We start from the raw sequence: 23,816 nt of genomic DNA on the forward strand, positions 1-23,816 counted from the left end.
TAACCAACTGAGCTAAGGAGGAAGTTGTTGCTCTTTTTAGCGAGTGCAAATATAATTGAATTTTTAGTTTCTCAAAAATATTTTAACTCTTTTTCTCAAAATATTTTTTTACTTGATAATTGCCTTATAAATGTCGTTTCCGTTTGCGAACAAAAGCAGTGCTATAAGTAGTACAAAGCCAACCATTTGGGCGTTTTCTAAGAATTTATCGCTCGGTTTTTTACCGCTAATAATTTCATATAATAAAAACATCACATGTCCGCCATCAAGTGCCGGAATTGGCAATAAATTCATAACTCCAAGCATAATTGACAATAAAGCCGTGATTGACCAGAACGTTTCCCAGCTCCAAAAACTCGGGAAAATGTTGTAAATCGCTGCAAAACCACCCACTTGTTTGTAAGCTTTTGTTTCAGGATTAAAAATCATTTTCAATTGTTTTCCGTAACCTACTAATTGATCTTTTCCTTTTTGAATTCCAACCGGAATAGATTCAAAGAAACTATATTCTCTCGTGCTTACTTTATAGTAACCTAATTTCTCTAAAGATTCGATTCCTAAACCGCCAACACCAATTCCTAATTTTCCTAATTTAGAAACCTTAACCGTAATAGGAGTTTCTTTTAAATCACGTAAAACAACAGCAGGAATTGTTTTTCCTTTGTTAGCCTCTAAAACAGCTTTAGCTTCATCAAAATATTTTATCTTTTGATTATTCAGGCTTACAATGATATCTTTTGGTTTTAGAGAAGTATTTTCAGATTCTTCAGAAATTTTACCCACAACAAAAGGCATTCTGATACCAATCAATAAACCTTTTTCATATTTAGACAATTGGTCAACAAAATCATTCGGAATATTAATTGTCTGTTGTTTTCCGTCTCTTTCAATCAAAACGTGTTTCGACATGATAACATTCATATTCATGTCGCTGTCAAAATTTTCAACCGTTTTACCGTCAATCGAAATGATTTTATCTCCGGTTCTAAAACCAGCTTTAAGCATTGCAGGATTTTCGATAAAAACGCCGTCTTTCAAATCAGCATTTGCCACATACGTATCGCCGTAAGCAAAAGCCATTCCTATATATATAATAAATGCCAGGATAAAGTTTACCGTAACACCGCCAAGCATAATAATTAAACGCTGCCAAGCTGGTTTAGAACGAAATTCCCACGGCTGCGCAGGCTGAGCCATTTGTTCTTTGTCCATACTTTCGTCGATCATTCCTGAGATTTTTACATAACCTCCAAGCGGTAACCAACCAATTCCGTATTCAGTTTCGCCAATTTTCTTTTTTAACAGCGAATATTTAACATCAAAAAATAAGTAAAATTTTTCAACTCTCGTTTTAAACAATTTGGCAGGAATAAAGTGCCCTAATTCGTGAAGAATAATAAGTAAAGATAAACTCAATAGAAATTGAGAGAGTTTGATAACTATATCCATTTTGTATTTTTAGTTCGTATTTAACGCACAAAAGTAGCGTTTCTATTTTAATTTGAAAGCGCAATATAATACATAAGGTTTTAAATGTTTGTTAATTAATAAACATTTCAATTTCTCGTTTTAACAAGATACAGTAACTTTACTTTTTAAACGGCTGTCAATATCTATTGGTAGTCCAAAACCATTAAAAGTTACAAACATGGCTTCACAATTATTTTCTCCCCTAACTTTAAAAAACATCACCTTAAAAAATAGAATTGTTATTTCGCCAATGTGCCAATATTCGGCAGTTGACGGTTTTGCAAACGATTGGCATCTGGTTCATTTAGGAAGCCGTGCAAGCGGAGGCGCCGGATTAATTATTCAGGAAGCAACAGCAGTTTCTCCCGAAGCAAGAATTTCTCCTGCCGATTTAGGAATCTGGAAAGACGAACATATCGAAAAACTAAAACAAATCAACGAATTTATTGTTTCTCAAAATGTTGTTCCCGGAATTCAGCTGGCGCATGCCGGAAGAAAAGCAAGTGTTTCTTCTCCGTGGGAAGGAAATAAAAAATTAGATTTCGCTCAAGGCGGATGGCAGACAGTTTCCGCAAGTGCAATTCCGTATCACGATGGCGAACCTTTTCTTCCCGAAGCTTTAGACAAAAACGGAATCCAAAAAGTAATTTCTGATTTTAAAGAAGCAACAAAAAGAGTTGTTAAAGCCGGATATAAAGTTGTAGAAATTCACGCAGCACACGGTTATTTATTACATCAGTTTTTATCGCCTTTAACCAACGTAAGAACTGATGAATATGGAGGAAGTTTTCAAAACCGAATCCGTTTTACACTCGAAATTGTAGAAGCTGTTCAAACAGAATGGCCTTCAGATTTACCTTTAATCGTTAGAATTTCAGCAACAGATTGGGCAGAAAACGGATGGAATCCAGAAGAATCAGTACAGCTTTCAAAAATATTAAAAGAAAAAGGAGTAGATTTAATTGATGTTTCGTCTGGCGGATTGGTTTCGCATCAAAAAATTGCGATTGGTCCGGGTTATCAGGTTTCTTTCGCAGAAAAAGTTAAAAAAGAAGCTAATATTCTAACAGGCGCTGTAGGTTTAATTACCGAAGCCAAACAAGCCGAAGAAATTTTGAAAAACAATCAGGCCGATTTAATTTTGTTTGCCAGAGAATCATTGAGAAATCCAAATTTACCGTTAGATTTCGCCAAAGAATTAGACAGCGATATTCAATGGCCAAAACAATACGAACGAGCTAAGATTTAAATTTATTAGCCACAGATTAAAGTGATTTTTTTTTAATTTTTTTGCCACGAATTTCACGAATTATCACGAATTTTAAAGCTTTTCTAAACGCACTGATTTGTGCAAATTCGAGAAATTCGTGGCAAAAAAGAAAAATCCTTTTTAATCACATTAATCTGTGGCAAAAAACTAAATACAAAATGAAAAAAATAAAAACAGCACTATTATCATACGGAATGTCGGGAAAGGTTTTTCACGCGCCTTTTTTAGATATTCATCCGGGTTTTGAATTATTAGGATCTTGGGAAAGAAGCAAAAAACTAATTCAGGAAGATTATCCATACGTAAAAAGTTATCCTTCAATTGACGATTTATTAGCCGATGATGTTGACTTGGTAATTGTAAATACTCCGGTAGGAACGCACTATGAATATGCTAAAAAAGTACTTCTGGCAGGAAAACATGCCGTGGTCGAAAAAGCATTCACAACAACAGTAGCCGAAGCCGAAGAATTAGCTAAAATTGCTCACGAAAAAGGATTAAAACTAGCTGTTTTTCAAAACAGACGATGGGACAGTGATTTTAAAACTATTCAAAAAATAATTAATGAAGGAGTTTTAGGTGATATAGTAGAAGCCGAATTTCATTTCGACAGATATAACCCGTTATTAAGTCCGAAAGCACATAAAGAAACCGCCAATGACGGAGCAGGAGTTTTAAAAGATTTGGGTCCACATATTATAGATCAGGCCATTTGTTTGTTTGGTTCTCCAAAGTCAGTTTTTGGAGATGTTAGAATCACAAGAGAAAATTCTTTAGTTGATGACTGGTTCGATTTATTGTTGATTTATGATGATTTTAGAGTCCGTTTAAAAGCTGGTTTCTTTGTTAGAGAAGCAAATCCGGCGTATACCATTCACGGAAAAAAAGGCTCTTTTTTAAAACCTCGCGGAGACATTCAGGAAGACGAATTAAAAATTGGTAAAAAACCAAACTTGGAATCTTGGGGAAAAGAACCGGATGATTTACAAGGAATTCTGCATACAGAAATTGACGAAAAAGTAATCCGCGAAAAAGTACCGACACTTCAGGGAAATTATTTCTCGTTTTTTGATGGCGTTTTCAATTCCATAACAAATAATGTCGCAGAACCAGTTACCGCTCAAGACGGCGTAAAAGTAATGCAGATCATTGAAGCTGCAATTGCCAGCAGCGCACAGCGTACCGTGATTAATTTTTAGTGAAATGGCTCACGGGTTTTACGGATTAAACGGGTTTACTCTGGTTTAATTTTTTTAAGAGTGTTATAAATAAAACATAATATATATTGTAGAGACGCACAGCAGTGCGTCTTTTTTTATGCGTAAAAATAAAATAACATCCGCGTAAACCCGTTTAATCCGTAATCCCGATAGCTATCGGGAGTGGGCAAATTCGTAGAAATCTGTGGGCAAAACCCCGCTATTTATAAACAATAACGTTGTAAATAATTCAACAATTTGTACCTTTAAGTAAATACAAAGGTTTTTTGTACATTTATAATATAATCCCAAAACGCATACATTTTGATAAATTTTAATCCATTACAACTTTTTCAGACTAAAGGAAAAATCAAGAAAGTTTTTAGAGAAGCAAAAGCATCTTATCTAAACAGAATTCGTTTTGCCGTTGGAATGTTTTATTTCGGAATGGGATTAAGTTTTGCAACCTGGGCAAGTCGAATTCCGGATATCAAAACCGCCCTTCATTTAACCGAAGGCGATTTAGGATCCATACTCTTCTCCCTGCCAATGGGACAATTAATTATCATGCCTTTTTCGGGAAAAATGGTGACTAAATTCGGAAGCCACCGCATTTTAGTTTTCTCCCTAATAATGTATGTTTTGTGTCTGGCTAATTTAGGTTTAGCCACAACAGGTTTACAATTATCTATCGGATTATTTTTATTTGGCTTATTTGGAAATTTAGCCAACATAGCCGTAAATACACAAGGTGTTTATACCGAAGTACTTTTCAAAAAAACAATCATGTCCTCTTTTCACGGAATGTGGAGTTTCGCTGGATTTACAGGCGCATTAGTTGGTTTAGGAATGCTGGCTTTAAACTTAACGCCATTACATCATTTCATGATTGTGGGAGGTGTTGTGTTATTAATGGTGGCTTTTAATTTTAAATTTTTAATTCGTGCCAAAGAAAAAATCAAACATAATACAGAGAAAAGAAAAATCTTTGTAAAACCAGACAGCGCCTTAATATGGCTTGGTGTAATTGGATTTTGCAGTATGGCGAGCGAAGGTGTAATGTTTGACTGGAGCGGCGTTTATTTTAAAGATGTAGTAAAAGCACCGGGACCATTAGTAATTTTAGGATACACCTCTTTCATGATTATGATGGCTGGCGGAAGATTTTTAGGAGACGGATTAATAAATAAATTTGGCCGCGAGCGTGTCATGCAGATAAGCGGTGTTATGATTTCTGCCGGACTTTTTACAGCTGTTTTTCTTCCCTATATTATTCCGTGTACCATTGCTTTTATGGCAGTTGGTTTAGGAGTTGCCACTATTGTTCCAACCGTTTATAGTATGGCCGGTAAAAACCCAACAGTTCCACCGGGAGAAGCTTTAACAATAGTTTCGAGCGTAAGCTTTTTAGGTTTTTTAATGGGACCGCCGGTAATTGGTCACATCGCTCAAAACTTCGGATTAGAATTTTCTTTTGCCTTTATTGGGGTTTTTGGCGTTCTGATTGCTTTTATGGTTTCAAAAATTAGAACTTCTGCTTAATTTTTTATTGTCCACAGATTTAACGGATTAGGCTGATTTGCACCATGTTTTTTTAAATTTCTTTGTGAAATAAATTATTTTTGTAAGAATTTATTTCTTTTTAAGCATTATTTTTTTCTACATTTGAACCTAGAGTTTGTTTGTCTTACGGACAATTCTCTTTTTCCAAAAACCAATTTTATCTTTTGAATAGGATTAATATCCGAAAACAATTTTCAAAGTAAATTGGAATTTTTAATGGTAAAAAAATACGCGCTCTTTTTTATTTTATGGTCTTTTAGTTTTGCCTTTGCACAGGAAACAGTTTTTAGAGGAATTGTTGTTGATGCCAAAACGCAAAATCCTCTGGAGAATGTTGTAGTAAGCATTCAAAATTCTTCTATAACAAAACTTACTTCTAAAAGAGGCAAATTTGAATTGAGTTCTCCTATAGAAGGAGAACAGCTGCTTTTGATTCACAGTCAGGATTGCAAAGATTTGCTGCTGAAAATCCATTCTAATTTTGGTCAGATTATATATCTCGGGGTATTACAATTAGAAGATATTTATTCTGATGAAGTTCCCGCTGCATTAATTACATTATTAGAAAGCGATTTGTCTGATGATAATAGTTCATCCGAAATGACTTCAGGACTTTTGCAATCTTCAAAAGATGCTTTTATGCAGGCATCGGCATTTAATTGGGGTCAAGCCCGATTTAGAGTTCGTGGTTTAGACAGTGAAAACGGAACCATGATGCTCAACGGAATGACGATGAATAAAATTTACGACGGCAGACCGCAATGGAACAACTGGGGCGGACTAAATAATGTGCTTCGTAATCAGGAATTTTCGGTTGGAACAGCAGCTTCAAATTATACTTTTGGCGGTGTTTTAGGAACACAGCAAATTTTTACACGGGCTTCTTTATATCGAAAAGGAGCACAGCTAACCTTTTCCGGAAGTAACACAACCTACAGTTTGCGTGGGATTGGTACTTATGCTTCAGGAATGGATATTGACGGCTGGGCTTATGTAGTTTCTGCTGGAAAAAGATGGGCTGCTGAAGGTTATTTTGAAGGGACAAACTTCAATGCCGATTCCTTTTTTATGAGTGTTGAGAAAAAATTAAATAATAAACATTCACTCAATTTCACCGGATTTTACACACCCAATTCCCGAGGAAAAAATTCTCCAAATACTAATGAAGTAACCAGTTTAATGAGCGAAAAATACAATTCGTATTGGGGATTTCAGAATGGCGAAAAGCGAAATGCAAGAATAAAAACGGTTGAAGAACCTTTGTTCATGCTGAATCATTATTTTAAAATAGATGAAAAAACAAACCTGAATTCTGGCGTTATGTATCAGTTTGGGAAAGTTGGAAACAGCAATATTGATTATCAAAATGCCGACAGTCCTGATCCGGTTTATTATAGAAAAATGCCGAGTTATTTCAGTTCGCTTTATGCAAAAGACAAAGGTGAATTTTCGGGAGAATTTACTCCGGATTATGAAAATGCTGAAAAGAGCAAACTCACCTTTCTTGCAAATTCACAAATTGACTGGAACGCCATGTATTCTGCAAATCAAAAACCAGGTGAAAACGGTTATGAGCCAGCAAAAAGTCATTATGTTTTATATGAAGACAGAACAGACGATAAAACTTTTGCAATAAATTCTAACTTAAATACGCAGCTAACTCCAAATATTTCCTTTGATGGAGGAGTCACTTATCAGAATTTAAAATCACATAATTTTCAATATTTACTAGATCTTCTTGGCGGGAAATATTTTGAAGACATTGACCCGTTTTATAAAGGTGACCTTTCGCAGTCTGACTTGCAAAATCCAAACAGACAAGTCGTAAAAGGAGATATTTATGGTTACAACTATAATTTTTTAGCCAATACAATTAATGGTTTTACGCAGTTTAAATTCTCCTATAATAAAACCGAATTTTATTTGGCGCAGTCTTATTCAACATCTAATTATCAAAGAGAGGGATTATATCAAAACGGAATTTACGCCACAACTTCTTTAGGAAAAAGTGAGAAGGTAAATTTCGAAAACTTTGGTTTTAAAGGAGGTTTCACCTATAAAATTTCAGGAAAACAATGGCTGTTTTTTAATGGTGCGCACTTAACCAGAGCACCATCGCTTCGAAATACATTTTCAAATTCAAGATTAAATAATTCTATAGTTAACGGGATTGAAAGTGAAAACATTACAAGTGCCGAAGCCAATTATGTTTATCATTCACCAAAGTTGAAATTACGTTTAACAGCTTTTTATACTCTGATTAAAAACACATCAAAGACTTCTTTTTTCTATGCCGAAGGAATATTTGATAACGGAGCCGGTTACGACGCAACAGATGCTTTTGTGAGTCAGACTTTAACAAATTTGGACAAGAAAAACACAGGAGCAGAATTGAGTTTTGAATATCAGATTTCCTCAACTTTTAAAACAACTTTATCTGCCGCTTACGGAAATTATATTTACAACAGCAATCCAAATGTGTCGATTACAAACGATGCAAATGCAGCAAAAGACGGAGCGCAGACTACTTTTGATTTTGGTAAAGCCTATCTTAAAAATTACAAACAAGCCGGAACGCCTCAAAATGCACTTTCATTAGGTCTGGAATATCGAGATCCTAAATATTGGTGGATTGGAGCAAATATTAATTATTTGACCGATAACTACATTGATGTTTCGCCCATTTCAAGAACATCACAATTTTACATTAATCCGGCAAATGGATTTCCTTTTCCTGAAGCAACATCTGAGAGAGGAAATGAATTATTAAAACAAGAAAAATTTGATACTGTAATTTTATTAAATATCAACGGTGGAAAATCCTGGCGCGTTCATAAAAAGTATATCGGGCTTTTTGCCAGTGTCAATAATGTATTGGGCTTAGTCTATAAAACGGGTGGTTTTGAACAGGCCAGAAATGCAAATTTTAGAGCACTGAATCAGGATGTTTCAAGCGGAACGCCATCATTTGGTCCAAAATATTATTACGGTTACGGACGAACTTATTTTTTAAATCTTACAATCGGTTTATAAATCGACATTCATTTATCTATCATGAAAAACATAATTTTAAATACATTTTTAGCTTCATCATTATTATTTATTTGCAGCTGCAGTACAGAAATAGCAAATCCAAAATTAGAGTGTACTCAGCCTGATTTTAAAGTAAACAAAACGGTTGAAAAAGTTTATGAACTTTCAAGCAGTACTGCTAAACAATATTTGTATGATGATATTATAGAAGCTTACGTCGTTTCAAGCGATGAAGGCGGGAATTTTTTTAAATCTATTTCACTTCAGACAAAAGCCAACGAAAAAAATCCCGCAATTGGGTTTAGTGTTCCTGTCGATGCTTCAAACACCTACATTGATTATCGACTTGGGAATAAAGTATATGTAAAACTTAAAAATCAGTTTACAGATTTATATTATGGTGGATTAAGAATTGGCAGTTTATATGTCAACAATGCTGGAGATCCAACAATAGGGAGAATTTCTCAAAATGAATACAAAAATGTTCTAAATGCTTCATGTTCCATTATTGATGAAAATGAGCTGATTGAATCCCTTTCTATAGAACAGGCACTATCAGATACTAAATTAAATACATTGATTGAACTTAATGATGTTGAATTTACAGAAGGGGCATTGGGACGCCATTATTTTGAAGAATCAAGTAATATTGGAGGATCAACAAACTGGAACCTTCGTGATAAAACCGGAAATCAAATTATTTTTAGAACAAGCAGTTATGCAAAATTTGCAGATCATTTTGTGCCGGAAGGAAGTGGGAAAGTTAGAGGAATTTTAACCAAGTTTGGAACTGATTATCAATTAATGGTTCGTTCAGAAAATGATGTGGTTATGAACGGAAAAAGAAGCGTTCCATTTTTTGCCGAAGATTTTCAATCCGTTAAAAACAATGTCAATTTTGCCCTTCCCGGTTGGAGTAATATTGTAGAAAAAGCAACAAAACTATGGAAAAGCATGGTGTATGCTGGAAATGGTTATGCAGAATTTAATACCACAAGTACAACAGCGGCAGAAAATATTGCCTGGCTGGTTTCTCCTAAAATTAATTTAACGGGTTATAAAAATTCAGTTCTTTCTTTTAGAAGTGCACAACATGATTTAAAAGTCGATTCGCCATTAAATACGCTCGAAGTATATGTCTCAACAAACTTTGATGGTTCAAGTGTGACCAAGGCAAAATGGACTAAATTAGAAGCAAAAGTTCCGACGCTTTCAACACCTTCTCGTGAGTTTATAAGCTCTGGCGGAATAGATTTATCTGCTTATACAGGAAACATAAATATTGCCTTTAGATACGTAGGTTCAGGAAAAGATAAAACACTAAATGGCGCATTTATGGTCGATGATGTGAAGATTTTTGGCGAGAAGTAAGAATTGTATTTGTATAAGTTGTTGATTTCTAATTTTCTAAAATTGATTTTCTGTTTTTTTAAATTTTAAATTGTCAAATTTTGGCAGAATTTTGTATTTTGGTCATCCCAAATCAATACAAAAACAAAATGAAAACCTACTTTATTGCCATCTTGCTGATGGTGTTTCCATTCTTGATGCACAGTCAGGACAATGTTAAATTGAAGCAAATCAACATTGTAAAAACGAATTACCAAAACTCTAAAGACGGTGAAATTGTTAATAAAACAATGGTTTTTAAGGATGGTAAACTTCAAACAATAACAACTTCGGATGTTATTCAGAACTTTTTTTATAATAAAAAGGGTTTATTGGATATGTCTGTAAAAGATAAAGTGGGAAGTGACTGGAAAGAAGTTATCAATTACACTTATGATGCTGATAACAACATTACAAAATTTGTAAAAAAATATCAGGAAGGACCTGATTATATTACAAAAGTTGTATCGTTTGTTTATGAAGGTGCAAGAGTAAAAGTAACGACTAAAAAAAGTACAAATCACCAAAATTTGGTTGAGGATATTGAATATATCATTGAAAACGGTACTATCGTTAGACGTACATCACGTGATAGAAATAAAGCCATTATCGGGAAAATCGAGTACGTTTATGTAAACGATAATGTATCAAAACATAAAGGATTAGTAGGAGATAAAATCTCTAAAACGTATACTTATGATGATAAAAAATCGGTAGATCAGTTGATCGTTCAAAGTCTTTTTGGAGATAATTATAAAGTAATTGTGCCAATGATTTCATATCACGAAGACGAATTTACTTTTGAGTCGATTTCATATAATAACGAAATGAATTTCAGCCCTTCGTCTACAGCTTTAGTTGCAGTAAGCCGAAAATACAAATACAACAAATTAAATTTTCCAATTTCATGTTCTCAAATTGAAGAAAATGGAATTGTAAAAACAGAGAAAACGTTTATCTACGAATAAATAGTTTTTGATCCTTTTCAAACCATTTAAAAATCAAGTTTTATTAAAGAAATACTTTTGTAAAACATGATTTTTAGATGGTTTATCATTTTAAATAATATTTAAAACGTAATTCTATAATTGTAGTAGTATACAAATGATTAAATTTGTAGCTTATTTTAAGATATGTTAGAGAAAGAAGTTATAAATTTTGAGAAAACAGCCATTGTTGGTATTATAACTCAAAATCAAAGTGAGGAAAAACTTAATGAATATTTAGACGAATTAGAGTTTTTAACTTTTACCGCAGGAGGTGAAGTTATTAAACGCTTTTCGCAAAAAATGGAACGCCCGAATCCGAAGACTTTTGTGGGAACGGGTAAAATAGATGAAATCAATCTTTTTGTAAAAGAAAACGGAATATCGACTTTAATTTTTGATGATGAATTATCACCATCACAGCAAAAAAATATTTCACGAATTATAGATTGCAAAATCCTTGACAGAACCAATTTGATCTTGGATATTTTTGCGCAAAGAGCCGAAACTTCCTATGCAAGAACGCAGGTAGAATTGGCGCAGTGTATTTATTTATTGCCAAGACTTTCGGGATTATGGACGCACCTTGAGCGTCAAAAAGGGGGAATTGGTATGCGTGGTCCCGGTGAAACAGAGATCGAAACGGACAGACGTATTGTACGTGATAGAATTTCATTGTTGAAAGACAAAATCAAGACAATCGACAAACAAATGAGTATTCAAAGAAGTAATCGCGGAGCAATGGTTCGTGTGGCACTTGTTGGATATACAAATGTTGGAAAGTCGACTTTGATGAATGCTATCGGAAAAAGTGATGTTTTTGTTGAGAATAAATTATTCGCAACTTTAGATACAACAGTTCGAAAAGTAGTTATTAAAAACCTTCCGTTTTTGCTTTCGGATACGGTTGGATTTATTCGAAAACTGCCAACTCAATTAGTAGACTCTTTCAAAAGTACACTTGATGAGGTTCGTGAAGCCGATTTACTTTTACACGTTGTAGATATTTCGCATCCGGATTTTGAAGATCATATTGAATCTGTAAATCAGACTTTGTTAGAAATCAAAAGTAATGACAAACCAACTATTATGGTTTTTAATAAAATTGATGCTTACAAGCATTTAACGATTGATGAGGATGATTTAATTACCGAAAAAACCAGAAGACATTACACGTTAGAAGAATGGAAACAAACTTGGATGAGTAATGTTGGTCATGATAAAGCATTGTTTATTTCTGCAACTCAAAAAGAAAATTTTGAAGAATTTAGAGAAACGGTTTATGAAGCTGTTCGTCAGATTCACATAACAAGATTTCCATACAATAAGTTTTTGTATCCTGATTATAAGAACGCAGTTGAAAAGGAAGAGGAATAAAAATAGAAACGGCTTTTGATTTATTTCAAAAGCCGTTTTTGTTTTAGAGATGTCCATACTTTTTCCTCACTTTGGCTCTGCTTATTGATCCCGGCGCAGTCTGACATAATATATCTTCTGTTAAATCCTGAATACTCATCGATTGAAATTCTTTTACTATAGAAAATTTGCTGTCAAGTAATAACATAGTAATAATGGGCTCATGTATGATGCTTTCTCTGTCAGTTTCACATTCTTCGTCACTAAGAAAGAAATGGTTGTTGTCTTTATTTAACGTAATGGGACTAATAAAATCATTTTTAAAATACAAATTTGTATGTTTATCAGTTACTATTTTATATATAGTGGAGGCTTCTTCTTTACATAGTTTGACATTAATACCATATAAGCAAATAATATATTTATTGTTTGGGATACTGTAAGTTTTTATAACTATAGAGTAAGTTTCTGGAACTGTAGAATTAATATTTAAGATAGTATCCGAAGGAGTTTTTTTTACAGTAGTTTTCTTTTTTTCTAAATATTCAAGAGCGGTCTTTTCCAGTGAATCAGACAAAGCAGATTGAGCTTTTCCAGATATGCTAAAAATAAATAAGAAGCTTGAAACTATGATTAATATTTTTTTCATTAGGAAGTTATAGCGTTAAAAATCCCTGTTTTTTCTAATTTAGAAAAACAGGGATTAAATAGAATCTCTTTTTATTTAAATTTTTTTTGAGGATGTAGATTATTAAAACCCAAAATTAATTCCTAAACCAAATACTTCTCTGGTTTGAAGACCTTGAAAAGCATTATCATCATAAATTGCTTGAAATGCTAAATTAGCCGAAAGGAATTTGTTCACCTTCATAATGATATTCAAAGAATAATTGATATCTACGTTTTGAGGATCTTCCAGATAATTAGAATAAAGGTTCAGTGTATTTTCTGCCGTTACGTTGGTCATAATGGCTAATTTGTAATAAACAGAAGCATAAAAACCTAACTCGTAACGCATCGTTTTATTAGCATCTACACCAAAATAGGCTCCATCAACATAAGGTAATCCTGTGTTCTGATCAATGCCGGAAGTATAAGCTCCATCTACAAAAGTGAATTTTGAAGTTAAAGGTGCAAAGTTTATTTTTAGATTTTCATCTTTAGACCAATAAATACCGGGACCTGTAGTTAAATATCCAGGAGACATAAAACGAGTATTTTCAGTTCGAATTTCTTTTCCGTTAGCATCCTGACCGTAAATATATCCAGTTGAAAATTGAGTTCTAAAGTTTAAGAAGAAAGAGTAATACCATTCACCAAAAGCTCTTTTACCAACGATTGAATTAAACTCTAAACGGTCATCAGTCTTTTTCCCGAAATCGGTGTTTTTAGTTTGTAAAAGCCCGTAAGAAGCAAGGATTTTATTGTCCCAGGTTACATCATCTTTTTTATAATTGAAGTCGTAGTTTATTCCTAAAGTCCCAGAGAAACTATCTTCCCCACCTGCAATCCAGTTATTGAAGCTGGATTGGTTTAGTAAAAGAGAAACTGTTCCTTTTGCTTTCCATCCTTCGTCTTCAATAGTATCGTTTATTTTTTTAACTGCTTTTTCGGTATTCTGAATTAATTCTTTTTCTGAATTTTGGGCCTGAACAAAAGTAAAGTTCGCTAAGATAAATAGTAATAACGTCAGCTTTCTCATGGTTGTTTAGTTTAAGTGTATATTAACAAATATACTAAAAACCAACTGAAGGTTAAGGGAATATTACTTTAAAATGAAGGTTATTTCTTAGATTCTTTATATAAAGGTACAGCAGAACATGCTTCGCCATACATAATACTGCGGGCAAAAGGCTGTAAATAAGTTGTTGCTAAAATGTAAGCACGCATAGGAACTGGTTTCTTTGAACATCCTTTTACAATTACAGGTTTATTTTGGTACGCAGAATAATCAATCTTACTTAAGATTTCTTCGTATAAACTTGAATCCAGATCCTCAATGGTTCCGTTTACTACTTTTTTAACAAAAGGCGCCAAATGAACACTAACTAAAATTAATGCCCAAGCAGGAATTATAGCGTCTGTAGCGCAATGTACAGCGACATATTGATCTTGGTATTGTGACCAATCATGATTTTTAAGGTGTTCTCTAAAGTCTTTTTCTTTCAATAAAAATCCTTCCAAAAGCCATTGCGAAATGTCAATCTGCACACGCATTCCTTTTGGATAATAATCCTCTAAATCAAAAACTTCTAAAGCACTATTGGCAACTTTATTGATGATTTCTTCCATTTGAAAAGTTAGTTTCAAGTTTGAGGTTTCAAGTTTCAAGTTGCGTAACCTGAAACTTGAAACTTTGAACCTGAAACAAATATTAAAGCATTCCTAATTCTAATTTTGCTTCTTCGCTCATTAAATCTTTGCTCCAAGGCGGATCAAAAGTAATCTCTACTTCAACATCTTTAATGTGTTCGATTGTTTTTACTTTTTCTTCTACTTCTCTTGGTAAGCTTTCTGCAACCGGGCAGTTTGGTGATGTTAATGTCATTAGGATTTTTACTTCGTAATCTGTATTAACCATTACGTCATAAATTAATCCTAACTCATAAATATCTACAGGGATCTCAGGATCGTAAATTCCTTTTAAAACTTTTACGATTGATTCTCCTAATTCATTTGTGTCTATTTCTTGTTCCATTTTGTTATTTGTTTTTTCTGCCACGAATTACACAAATTTCCCGAATTAAGTATTTGTGTAATTAAAAAATTCGTGCTAATTCGTGTAATTTGTGGCGAAAGAAATTTAATTTTTGTTTTTCGCATCAAAAGCCAAAGCGTACATTTTGATGTTTTTTATCATCGAAACCAAACCGTTTGCACGTGTTGCTGATAGATGTTCTTTTAATCCAATTTCGTCTATAAATTCAGTGTCAGCATTTATAATGTCTGAAGCTTTTTGATTAGAGAAAGCGCGAATTAAAATTGCAATTATTCCTTTAGTCAAAATAGCGTCACTGTCTGCTGTGAAAACAATTTTATCATCATTTTGCTCGCCTTGAAGCCAGACTTTTGACTGACAGCCTTTGATTAAATTCTCGTCGGTTTTGTATTCTTCTTGAATTAACGGAAGACTTTTTCCCAGTTCGATAATATATTCATAACGCTGCATCCAGTCGTCGAACATCGAAAATTCGTCTATTATTTCGTTTTGTATTTCTTTAATTGTCATAATTATTCTTTAGCAAAATCAACCAGTAAATTTACCAGTTTTTCAATTTCCTTTGGAGGAAAACCATTGTCGAAACCTGCAGTTTCGTATGTTTTTTGATCTTGAGTTATTTTTAAATTTCCAATCGCTGCACCGTCATAAAAACGTTTTTCAGTTGGTGCTTTTAATGCCGAAAGTTTGTTTAAATCTACTTTTGAAAATTCAGCAACAATTTTGTTCCATTTAGCATCGTCAATTTTACTTTCAATTGGTTGTTGATCTCTACCGTTTGTAACATAAACAGTCTGATTTTGAACTACAATTTTTTTAAAATATCCTCTTGACATTGCAGAATATTCAATTTGAGTTGTAGCCATGTTTGTCTTTTTTTGACTGCAGCAGCCGGTAGCAATAAAAAGCGTTAAAAGCAATAAAGATATTATTCTCATAAAAAAATAGATGTTAGCTTAGCATTATTTGTGCCTTTTTAACGGCATCGACCATTTGGTCAATTTCTTCTTTGGTGTTATAAAATGAAAAAGAAGCTCGAATCGTTCCCGGAATACAGAAGAAATTCATAATTGGCTGTGCGCAATGATGTCCGGTTCTAACTGCAATTCCTAATTTGTCAATAATAGAACCAATATCATACGGATGAATTCCATCAATATTAAACGAGATTACAGAAGCTTTATTTTTTCCTGTTCCGTAGATTCTTAAACCTTCAATTTCAGATAAACGTTTTGTAGCGTAATCTAAAAGTTCAGTTTCATATTCGTGAATATTTTCAAAACCAACACTGTTTAAATAATCAATCGCTGTTCCTAAAACAATTCCGCCCGCAATATTTGGTGTTCCGGCTTCAAATTTATGTGGAAGATCTGCGTAAGTTGTTTTTTCGAAAGTAACCTCTTTAATCATTTCGCCACCACCTTGATAAGGAGGAAGTTTGTTTAGCCATTCTTCTTTTCCATAAAGAATTCCAGTTCCCGTTGGACCACACATTTTATGTCCCGAAAAAGCATAAAAATCACAATCTAATTCCTGAACATTTGGTTTTAAATGCGGAACAGCCTGTGCACCGTCAATTAAAACTGCGGCACCAACAGCATGGGCTTTATCAATGATATATTTTATCGGATTAATAATTCCGAGTGCGTTTGAAATATGATTAACCGTAACGACTTTTGTTTTTTCTGAAAGCAGAGCATCAAAATCTTCAAGAATTAATTCTCCGTTTTGATTAATCGGAATAACTTTTAATGTTGCTCCCGTTCTTTCACATAACATCTGCCACGGCACAATATTACTGTGATGCTCTAATGAAGAAACAAGTACTTCGTCACCTGGTTTTAAAATAGAAGCAAAACCATTTGTCACCAAGTTGATTCCGTGCGTAGTTCCCGAAGTAAAAAGTACTTCGTGAGCATGTTTTGCATTAATATGTTCTTTTACTTTGCCACGAGAAATTTCGTAAGCATCAGTAGCTAACTGGCTTAAAGTGTGAACGCCACGGTGAATATTGGCATTGATTTCCTGATAATATTTTACTTCGGCATCAATCACGATTTGTGGTTTTTGCGAAGTAGCTCCGTTGTCGAAATATACTAAAGGTTTTCCGTTTACAGTTTGTGAAAGTATTGGAAAATCAGCTCTTATTTTTTGAATATCTAGCATGTCTTATTTAGAAAAAATCTATTTACAAAAGTACTAAAACTAAATTTGTTTATACAGGAATTCTATAATTTCCTTTTATGATGCTATTGTTACAAGCCGTAAATGCTGATTCCGTAAAAAACGATTCGGTTTTCTGAATTATCCGAATCAGATTTATAATTTGAGTTCTAAAATCGTGAACATAAATTATTTATATTGCAATAAAAATACTGACATCATCATGAAAAAATTTCTTAAAGTACTTTTGCTTCTAGTGGTTCTCGCTTTTTTGTATTTCGGATTCACAACTTATCCCAAACTGGATTTAATTTCTGGTTTTTCGGCTAAGAGTGTCGCATCCGGACATTTTATAGACAATCGTCCGTTAGATTTAATTCAAAAAACAGACAATGATATCGATATGATTGATCTGGCTAAAAATTCAATTGATGAAACCGAAAAATTTGCCACTTCAACCGTTTATGGCTTAAAGGAAAGAAAAGCAATTTACCGTGAAGGTTTAGGTGCGATTTTGATTAATGATGATTTTGATGTTTCAAAACCATATTTGCTTCCAAAGAGAACAAAATTGGTAAACAATCTTCCGTTTCCTTATGGAAATAATGAGCCAAAAGATTCTGCTTTCGCAAATGTTGATTACACGAAATTAAAAAATGCAGTTGAAAATGCTTTTGATAAAAACGGCGGAAGAGCAAAACGTACACGCGCCGTTGTCGTTTTATACAAAGAAAAATTAATCGCCGAAAAATACGACACAGGTTTTGATAAAGACAGTAAAATTTTAGGATGGTCGATGACGAAAAGTATCACAAGCTCTGCTTTTGGAGTTTTAGCCAAACAAGGAAAAATTGATATTTATAAGCCAGCACCAATTGAAGAGTGGAAAAATGACGATCGCAAAATTATTACAATAAATGATTTGCTTCACATGAATTCTGGTTTAGAATGGGAAGAAAATTACAGTACGATTTGTGATGCTACACAAATGCTTTTTCAGGCCGAAGATATGGGAAAAGTACAAATGGATAAACCTGCTCAATTTAAACCAAATACGCATTGGAATTATTCTTCTGGAACAACCAATTTATTGTCCCGAATTTTAAGAAGCCAATTTAAAACACAGCAAGAATATCTTGATTTTTGGTATAGTGCCGTAATCGACAAAATCGGAATGAATTCGATGATCGTCGAGCAAGATATGTCGGGAACTTTTGTTGGTTCTTCTTACGGATGGGCAACGCCAAGAGACTGGTCAAAATTTGGGTTGTTATATCTGCATAAAGGAAACTGGAATGGCGAACAAATTCTAGATGAAAGCTGGGTAAAATACACAGCAACTCCAACCAATACTTCTGAAGGAAAATATGGAGCGCAATTTTGGTTAAATGCGGGAGGCAAATTTCCAGATGTTCCTCGCGATATGTTTTATTGCAGTGGATATCAAGGTCAAATGGTAGCAATTATTCCGTCTCTGGATATGGTAATTGTGAGAATGGGAGTGAGAGAAGGCGATAAAAGTTTTGATTTTAATGGGTTTTTGAAAGGGATAATTGAGAGTGTAAAGAAATAAATTTGTAATACATTTCATTCTTTTTTATACCTTGCTAAAAAAATATTAATGGAATCGTTTAAAAATATATTTTTTATTGGTGGTATTCATGGAGTTGGGAAAGGAACTATTTGTAAAGAAATAGCATCTAAAAGTGATGTTATACACATAACTGCAAGTGAAGTTTTAAAATGGAGTGAAATCAGTCATTCTGATAATAAGTTAGTTGAAAATATTTCCTCTACACAAGAAAAATTAATTTTTGGATTAAATAATTTAATTGATAGGGATAAAAAGTATTTGCTTGATGGACATTTTTGTTTATTGAATTCATTGAATGTTCCCTGTAAAATTGATGAAGAAACTTTTGATATTCTTAATCCAAGAGTGATTTCAATTATTATAGATGATGTAGAAAAAATAACTAAAAGATTGGAAAATCGTGATAGTAAAAAATATGACATCAAAGTTTTGAACGAATTACAGAATATGGAAATTGAATATGCAAAATATCTTTCGAAAAAGTATTCTGTTCCATATATCGAGATTATGGATAATAATTATGAACAGTTATTAAATATCACTAGTTAATGAAAGTTTTGCTAGACACAAATATTATTATTCATAGAGAAGCAAATAAAATATACAAACCAGAAATTGGTCAACTTTTCAAGTGGATAGATAATCTTAAATATTCAAAATACATTCATCCTTTGACTGTTGAAGAATTAGAAAGATATAAAGATCCAAAAGTTCTTGATACTATGAGTATCAAAATTGAGAGTTATAATTTACTTAAACATCAAGCTCCTCTAGGTGAAGAGATATTAAAAATAAGTAGGAAAATTGACAATCAGGATAATGATATTAATGATACTCAAATATTAAATGAAGTTTTTGAAGGACGTGTTGATATATTGATTTCTGAAGATAAAAAGATTCATACTAAAGCAGGATTACTTGGTATTTCGGACAAAGTATTTAAAATTCAGAATTTTTTAGAGAAATGTATTTCAGAAAATCCTGAGCTGGTGAATTATAAAGTGTTAGCTGTTAAAAGAGCAGATTTTGCTGACGTTGACATTAAAAATGAGTTTTTTGATAGTTTTAGGAATGATTATGAAGAGTTTAATTCATGGTTTAGCAGTAAGTCTGAAGAACCTTGTTATGTTTGTTATAGTGATGGTAATTTAACAGCTTTTCTTTTTGTTAAAATCGAAAATGAAAAAGAAAATTATTCCAATATTCAACCAGTTTTTGAGCCGAAGAGAAGATTAAAAATTGGAACATTAAAAGTGACGGGAAATGGTTATAAAATTGGAGAGAGATTTTTAAAAACGATATTTGACAATGCACATCAATTTAAAGTTAAGGAAATTTATGTTACTCTTTTTACAAAAAGACCAGAACAAGAACAGTTAGTTGAGATGTTAGAAGAATGGGGATTTGTTTATCACGGAATAAAAACCACAAAAAATGGAGAAGAAAAGGTTTATGTTAAGGCTTTTTGTAAAGAAAAACCAGTAAACATAGAAAATCCAAAATTAACTTTTCCATTTTTATCAAGAGAGACAGATAAATATATAATCAAAATTGAACCACAATATCATACTGAGCTTTTTCCGGATAGTATAAATACTAGGGAAGACGTTAAGAAATATACAGAGAATGAGCCTCATAGAAATAGAATCAGTAAAGTATACATTTCGCATTCTTTTGATCGGAATTTAAAACCTGGTGATTTACTGATTATCTATCGTATGGGTGAAACTATTCCAAAAAAATATTCGAGTACCATTACCACTATTTGTATCGTTGAAAATGTGCAAAATAACTTTAATTCTTTTGACGATTTTTTTGGAGCTTGCAATAGGCGGACAATGATTTCAAAAGAAGATTTGCAAACACAATGGTGGAATAAATTTTCTAAAAATAGACCTTTTGTCATTAACTTTTTATATGCTCATTCCTTGCCTACACCAAAACCAACTTTAGATGATTTGAATAAATTAGGCATTATCCCAGATATATTGAATATGCCTAGAGGATTTATTAAAATAACAAATGAGCAATTTATTGATTTGATTAAATTTGCATATAAACTATAACATATGAAAGTAGTACTGTCAATTAAGCCCCAGTTTGCAAACAAGATATTTGATGGGACAAAAAAATTTGAATTTAGAAAAGCTATTTTTAAAAACCAAAATGTAACGTCAGTTTTGGTTTATGCTTCTTCACCTGTTCAAAAAGTGATAGGAGAATTCGAAATAGAGAAAATATTTAATCTTGACCTTAAAGAACTTTGGGATACAACTAAAGAATATTCAGGTATAACAGAAGATTATTTTTATGAATATTTCGAAAACAGACAACAAGGTTTTGCCATTCAAATAAAAAATAAAAATAAATTTGAAGAACCGAAATGTTTAAAGGCTGATTATAACTTAACACCACCTCAGTCATTTGCATATTGGTCAAATGAAAAAAGATAAAATCAAAAACCGATAAACTTTTAAAGTTTATCGGTTTTTGATTTTTATAAATAGAATTTTCTACAAATCAAATCCTAAATTCACGCCTAATTTCATGGCAATGATTTTAGTAATCCTTTGTTTTAATTCAGGTATTTTAATGCTTTCGATTACTGCATTTGAGAATGCGTACATCAATAAAGCTTTAGCTTCTTTTTGAGGAATACCACGAGACTGCATGTAGAACATTGCCGTTTCATCAAGCTGTCCAACAGTACAACCGTGAGAACATTTTACATCATCTGCAAAAATCTCTAATTGTGGTTTTGCGTTGATAGTTGCTTTGTCACTCAATAAAATGTTGTTGCTTTTTTGGAAAGCATTTGTTTTTTGAGCTTCTTTTTCTACCAAAACTTTTCCGTTGAAAACCCCTGTCGAACGATCAGAGAAAATTCCTTTATAATCCTGGAAACTTTCGCAGTTTGGCGTTGCGTGGTTTACCAAAGTATAATGGTCAACGTGTTGTTTATCATTTAAAATGGAAATTCCGTTTAACGTACTTGTTAGTCTTTCTCCGTAGTGGTAAAAGTTTAAGTTGTTACGAGTTAAATTTCCACCAAAAGAGAAAGTGTGTACATAAGCATGACTTTCCTGTTGTTGAGAAACATAAGTATTGTCAATTAAATTTGCTTCGCTATTGTCGTTTTGGATTTTATAATAGTCAACAATCGCACGTTTTTGAGCAAAAATCTCTGTAACTGAATTTGTTAAAACAGGATTTTCATTCAAACTTTGGTGACGCTCAATAATTTGAACATGTGAATTTTCACCCACAATAACCAAATTTCTTGGCTGAACCATTAATGCTGCTTCGTTTCCAGTTGAGAAATACATAATCTCAATTGGTTTATCAGCCACTTTTTTCTTCGGAATATTGATGAAAGCACCTTCACTTGCAAATGCAGTATTCAATGAAGTCAAACTATCATCTTTACTTGCAATTTGATTAAAGTAGGTATCAATAATCATTTTGTATTTTGGTTTGGTTAATGCCGATGACATTAAGCAAACATCAATTCCGTCATGCGTTGTAGAAGACAAATGTGAACTAAAAACACCATCAACAAATACTAATTTATAAGTATCTATTTCGTGTAAAAAGTATTTTTTTACCTGATTAAATTCGATTGCATTTTCTTCCTTTGGAAAAACCGTAAAGTCATTTTTTAAGATGGCATTTAGCGATGTATATTTCCAAGCTTCTTCTTTTTTGGTTGGGAAACCTTTATTTTCGAAGTTTTTTAAAGCATTTGTGCGTATGTCATGTAAATCTGAATGTACATCGACACGNNCTTCAAAAGCCATAAAAGACGATACTAATTTTTCTTTTAAATCCATTGTTCTTTTGTTTCCTTCGGTGTTTCAGGTTTCAAGTTTCATGTTGCCTATTGAAACTTATTCCCCTTGAAATCTTTTTTATTTAGGTAAGTGATAAAGTTTTTTATTTTACCACTTAAATTTTCATAATCTGTTTTTAAAGCTTCGAATTTTTGTTCTGAAATATATTCAAAATCAAAAACGCGATATAACTGAGATCTTGTTTCTCCAGCTGAACCTTTTGCAATAGATAAAAATTGTCGAAATTCTAAATTTCCATCTCTTTCAAATCCTTCAGCAATATTATCCATTACTGAACCAGAAGAATCTTTTATTTGATTTTTAAATCTGAGATCGGATCTTAACTCTGTATGAATTGCAATAAGGTGAATTTCTTTTGCTAATCGTCGAGCCTCTTTCCAGATTTCTAAATCCTCAAATCGATTTATTGTCGCCATAATTTCTATTTTAATAATTTTAAGTTTAAACTTACAAAATGTAGTTTAACTTGAAACTAAAAAAAACATGAAACTTGAAACAAACTTTAGTTTTCCGCTTTAATCCAGTCGTATCCTTTTTCTTCTAATTCGTATGCTAGTTCTTTTCCGCCAGATTTTACGATTCTTCCGTTGTAAAGAACATGAACGAAATCAGGAACGATATAATCTAACAAACGTTGGTAGTGTGTGATAACAATAATTGCGTTTTTGTCGCTTTTTAATTTGTTTACACCATTTGCTACAATTCTTAAAGCATCGATATCAAGACCAGAATCTGTTTCGTCCAGGATGGCTAATTTTGGCTCTAACATTGCCATTTGAAAAATCTCGTTTCTTTTTTTCTCTCCTCCAGAAAAACCTTCGTTTAAAGAACGAGATAAAAATTTACGGTCAATTTCTAATAATTCAGATTTCTCACGAATTACTTTCAACATTTCGTTTGCCGGCATTTCTTCTTGTCCGTTTGCTTTACGAGTTTCGTTGATTGCCGTTTTCATAAAGTTAGTAACACTAACTCCAGGAATTTCTACAGGATATTGAAACGAAAGAAAAACACCTTTATGTGCTCTTTCTTCAGGGGCTAAATCAGCAAGATCTTCTCCGTCAAGAATAACTTCTCCGTCTGTAACTTCATAGTTTTCGTTTCCTGCAATAACTGCAGAAAGTGTACTTTTACCAGAACCGTTTGGTCCCATGATAGCGTGTACTTCGCCAGCTTTAACTTCTATATTAATTCCTTTCAGGATTTCTTTATCACCAATTGAG

22 protein-coding genes are annotated in these 23,816 nt (G+C 32.8%); 11 read left to right on the plus strand and 11 right to left on the minus strand.

Features of this window, described 5'->3' with window-relative positions:
• Positions 1 to 108: 108 nt before the first annotated feature.
• The gene (gene rseP, locus B3C18_RS22875; RefSeq protein ID WP_291152325.1) at positions 109 to 1,449 is read right to left on the minus strand and encodes an RIP metalloprotease RseP; all 1,341 of its coding nucleotides are present in this window, start codon (positions 1,447 to 1,449) and stop codon (positions 109 to 111) included.
• A gap of 199 nt (positions 1,450 to 1,648) precedes the next feature.
• Here rseP and B3C18_RS22880 point away from each other — a divergent pair, with 199 nt between their 5' ends.
• From B3C18_RS22880 to hflX, 7 genes are all read left to right on the plus strand, one after another.
• Positions 1,649 to 2,719, plus strand: coding sequence for an NADH:flavin oxidoreductase/NADH oxidase (locus tag B3C18_RS22880; RefSeq protein WP_291152327.1), 1,071 nt, complete (start codon positions 1,649 to 1,651; stop codon positions 2,717 to 2,719).
• Between the two features lie 179 nt (positions 2,720 to 2,898).
• Entirely contained in the window at positions 2,899 to 3,939 is a 1,041-nt protein-coding gene (locus B3C18_RS22885; RefSeq protein ID WP_291152329.1) for a Gfo/Idh/MocA family oxidoreductase, read from the plus strand.
• A 324-nt stretch (positions 3,940 to 4,263) separates the two neighbouring features.
• Positions 4,264 to 5,481, plus strand: coding sequence for an MFS transporter (locus tag B3C18_RS22890; protein WP_291152331.1), 1,218 nt, complete (start codon positions 4,264 to 4,266; stop codon positions 5,479 to 5,481).
• A 237-nt stretch (positions 5,482 to 5,718) separates the two neighbouring features.
• Entirely contained in the window at positions 5,719 to 8,535 is a 2,817-nt protein-coding gene (locus B3C18_RS22895) for a TonB-dependent receptor (RefSeq protein ID WP_291152333.1), read from the plus strand.
• Positions 8,536 to 8,556: 21 nt separating this feature from the next.
• Positions 8,557 to 9,906: a DUF5689 domain-containing protein gene (locus tag B3C18_RS22900; protein WP_291152335.1), complete on the plus strand. Its 1,350-nt coding sequence runs from the start codon at positions 8,557 to 8,559 to the stop codon at positions 9,904 to 9,906.
• 128 nt (positions 9,907 to 10,034) lie between these two features.
• Complete coding sequence (locus B3C18_RS22905) at positions 10,035 to 10,892, plus strand: hypothetical protein (protein ID WP_291152337.1); 858 nt, start codon at positions 10,035 to 10,037, stop codon at positions 10,890 to 10,892.
• A 165-nt stretch (positions 10,893 to 11,057) separates the two neighbouring features.
• Positions 11,058 to 12,287: a GTPase HflX gene (hflX, locus tag B3C18_RS22910; RefSeq protein ID WP_291152339.1), complete on the plus strand. Its 1,230-nt coding sequence runs from the start codon at positions 11,058 to 11,060 to the stop codon at positions 12,285 to 12,287.
• 43 nt (positions 12,288 to 12,330) lie between these two features.
• Here the strand turns inward: hflX and B3C18_RS22915 are convergent, their stop codons facing one another.
• The 7 genes from B3C18_RS22915 to B3C18_RS22945 all read right to left on the minus strand — a co-directional run bounded on the left by B3C18_RS22915 (position 12,331) and on the right by B3C18_RS22945 (position 17,151).
• On the minus strand, positions 12,331 to 12,915 hold the full coding sequence (locus B3C18_RS22915; protein ID WP_291152341.1) for a hypothetical protein: 585 nt from the start codon (positions 12,913 to 12,915) through the stop codon (positions 12,331 to 12,333).
• A 102-nt stretch (positions 12,916 to 13,017) separates the two neighbouring features.
• Positions 13,018 to 13,968, minus strand: coding sequence for a DUF3078 domain-containing protein (locus B3C18_RS22920; protein WP_291152343.1), 951 nt, complete (start codon positions 13,966 to 13,968; stop codon positions 13,018 to 13,020).
• A gap of 80 nt (positions 13,969 to 14,048) precedes the next feature.
• Positions 14,049 to 14,558, minus strand: coding sequence for a DUF2480 family protein (locus B3C18_RS22925; protein WP_291152363.1), 510 nt, complete (start codon positions 14,556 to 14,558; stop codon positions 14,049 to 14,051).
• Between the two features lie 82 nt (positions 14,559 to 14,640).
• Positions 14,641 to 14,964, minus strand: a complete 324-nt coding sequence (locus B3C18_RS22930; protein WP_180857125.1) for an SUF system Fe-S cluster assembly protein — start codon at positions 14,962 to 14,964, stop codon at positions 14,641 to 14,643.
• Between the two features lie 105 nt (positions 14,965 to 15,069).
• Positions 15,070 to 15,495, minus strand: a complete 426-nt coding sequence (locus tag B3C18_RS22935; protein ID WP_291152346.1) for a SufE family protein — start codon at positions 15,493 to 15,495, stop codon at positions 15,070 to 15,072.
• 2 nt (positions 15,496 to 15,497) lie between these two features.
• On the minus strand, positions 15,498 to 15,923 hold the full coding sequence (locus B3C18_RS22940; RefSeq protein WP_073483838.1) for a hypothetical protein: 426 nt from the start codon (positions 15,921 to 15,923) through the stop codon (positions 15,498 to 15,500).
• A gap of 13 nt (positions 15,924 to 15,936) precedes the next feature.
• Positions 15,937 to 17,151, minus strand: a complete 1,215-nt coding sequence (locus tag B3C18_RS22945; RefSeq protein WP_291152349.1) for an aminotransferase class V-fold PLP-dependent enzyme — start codon at positions 17,149 to 17,151, stop codon at positions 15,937 to 15,939.
• Between the two features lie 220 nt (positions 17,152 to 17,371).
• On the opposite strand from B3C18_RS22945, the gene B3C18_RS22950 reads away from it, so the two are divergent.
• From B3C18_RS22950 to B3C18_RS22965, 4 genes are read left to right on the plus strand one after another with little or no spacing between them, the layout of a single operon-like run.
• A complete protein-coding gene (locus tag B3C18_RS22950) occupies positions 17,372 to 18,721 on the plus strand; it encodes a serine hydrolase domain-containing protein (RefSeq protein WP_291152351.1) in 1,350 nt (449 codons plus the stop codon).
• A gap of 48 nt (positions 18,722 to 18,769) precedes the next feature.
• Positions 18,770 to 19,291 carry an ATP-binding protein gene (locus B3C18_RS22955; protein WP_291152353.1) on the plus strand — a complete coding sequence of 174 codons (522 nt, stop codon included), beginning with the start codon at positions 18,770 to 18,772 and terminating at the stop codon, positions 19,289 to 19,291.
• A complete protein-coding gene (locus B3C18_RS22960) occupies positions 19,291 to 20,808 on the plus strand; it encodes a PIN domain-containing protein (RefSeq protein ID WP_291152355.1) in 1,518 nt (505 codons plus the stop codon). The genes B3C18_RS22955 and B3C18_RS22960 overlap by 1 nt, the downstream gene beginning before the upstream one ends.
• A gap of 3 nt (positions 20,809 to 20,811) precedes the next feature.
• Positions 20,812 to 21,195, plus strand: a complete 384-nt coding sequence (locus B3C18_RS22965) for an ASCH domain-containing protein (protein WP_291152357.1) — start codon at positions 20,812 to 20,814, stop codon at positions 21,193 to 21,195.
• Between the two features lie 60 nt (positions 21,196 to 21,255).
• On the opposite strand, the gene sufD is transcribed toward B3C18_RS22965, so the two are convergent.
• From sufD to sufC, 3 genes are all read right to left on the minus strand, one after another.
• A complete protein-coding gene (gene sufD / locus B3C18_RS22970; RefSeq protein ID WP_291152359.1) occupies positions 21,256 to 22,572 on the minus strand; it encodes a Fe-S cluster assembly protein SufD in 1,317 nt (438 codons plus the stop codon).
• Positions 22,573 to 22,619: 47 nt separating this feature from the next.
• The gene (locus tag B3C18_RS22975; protein WP_291152360.1) at positions 22,620 to 23,009 is read right to left on the minus strand and encodes a four helix bundle protein; all 390 of its coding nucleotides are present in this window, start codon (positions 23,007 to 23,009) and stop codon (positions 22,620 to 22,622) included.
• Between the two features lie 86 nt (positions 23,010 to 23,095).
• Positions 23,096 to 23,816 (minus strand): Fe-S cluster assembly ATPase SufC (gene sufC, locus B3C18_RS22980; protein ID WP_291152361.1); only part of this gene is annotated, 721 nt, incomplete at its 5' end.

Source organism: Flavobacterium sp. UBA7680 (genome assembly GCF_002482975.1).
Classification (GTDB): Bacteria; Bacteroidota; Bacteroidia; order Flavobacteriales; family Flavobacteriaceae; genus Flavobacterium.

Coding starts and splice junctions, on each gene's coding strand:
- B3C18_RS22935 (WP_291152346.1), bottom strand. CDS start 15,495: ATGACAATTAAAGAAATACAAAACGAAATAATAGACGAATTTTCGATG.
- B3C18_RS22880 (WP_291152327.1), top strand. CDS start 1,649: ATGGCTTCACAATTATTTTCTCCCCTAACTTTAAAAAACATCACCTTA.
- B3C18_RS22905 (WP_291152337.1), top strand. CDS start 10,035: ATGAAAACCTACTTTATTGCCATCTTGCTGATGGTGTTTCCATTCTTG.
- B3C18_RS22955 (WP_291152353.1), top strand. CDS start 18,770: ATGGAATCGTTTAAAAATATATTTTTTATTGGTGGTATTCATGGAGTT.
- B3C18_RS22975 (WP_291152360.1), bottom strand. CDS start 23,009: ATGGCGACAATAAATCGATTTGAGGATTTAGAAATCTGGAAAGAGGCT.
- B3C18_RS22965 (WP_291152357.1), top strand. CDS start 20,812: ATGAAAGTAGTACTGTCAATTAAGCCCCAGTTTGCAAACAAGATATTT.
- rseP (WP_291152325.1), bottom strand. CDS start 1,449: ATGGATATAGTTATCAAACTCTCTCAATTTCTATTGAGTTTATCTTTA.
- B3C18_RS22930 (WP_180857125.1), bottom strand. CDS start 14,964: ATGGAACAAGAAATAGACACAAATGAATTAGGAGAATCAATCGTAAAA.
- B3C18_RS22945 (WP_291152349.1), bottom strand. CDS start 17,151: ATGCTAGATATTCAAAAAATAAGAGCTGATTTTCCAATACTTTCACAA.
- B3C18_RS22915 (WP_291152341.1), bottom strand. CDS start 12,915: ATGAAAAAAATATTAATCATAGTTTCAAGCTTCTTATTTATTTTTAGC.
- B3C18_RS22940 (WP_073483838.1), bottom strand. CDS start 15,923: ATGAGAATAATATCTTTATTGCTTTTAACGCTTTTTATTGCTACCGGC.
- B3C18_RS22920 (WP_291152343.1), bottom strand. CDS start 13,968: ATGAGAAAGCTGACGTTATTACTATTTATCTTAGCGAACTTTACTTTT.
- B3C18_RS22950 (WP_291152351.1), top strand. CDS start 17,372: ATGAAAAAATTTCTTAAAGTACTTTTGCTTCTAGTGGTTCTCGCTTTT.
- hflX (WP_291152339.1), top strand. CDS start 11,058: ATGTTAGAGAAAGAAGTTATAAATTTTGAGAAAACAGCCATTGTTGGT.
- B3C18_RS22900 (WP_291152335.1), top strand. CDS start 8,557: ATGAAAAACATAATTTTAAATACATTTTTAGCTTCATCATTATTATTT.
- B3C18_RS22885 (WP_291152329.1), top strand. CDS start 2,899: ATGAAAAAAATAAAAACAGCACTATTATCATACGGAATGTCGGGAAAG.
- B3C18_RS22895 (WP_291152333.1), top strand. CDS start 5,719: ATGGTAAAAAAATACGCGCTCTTTTTTATTTTATGGTCTTTTAGTTTT.
- B3C18_RS22925 (WP_291152363.1), bottom strand. CDS start 14,558: ATGGAAGAAATCATCAATAAAGTTGCCAATAGTGCTTTAGAAGTTTTT.
- B3C18_RS22960 (WP_291152355.1), top strand. CDS start 19,291: ATGAAAGTTTTGCTAGACACAAATATTATTATTCATAGAGAAGCAAAT.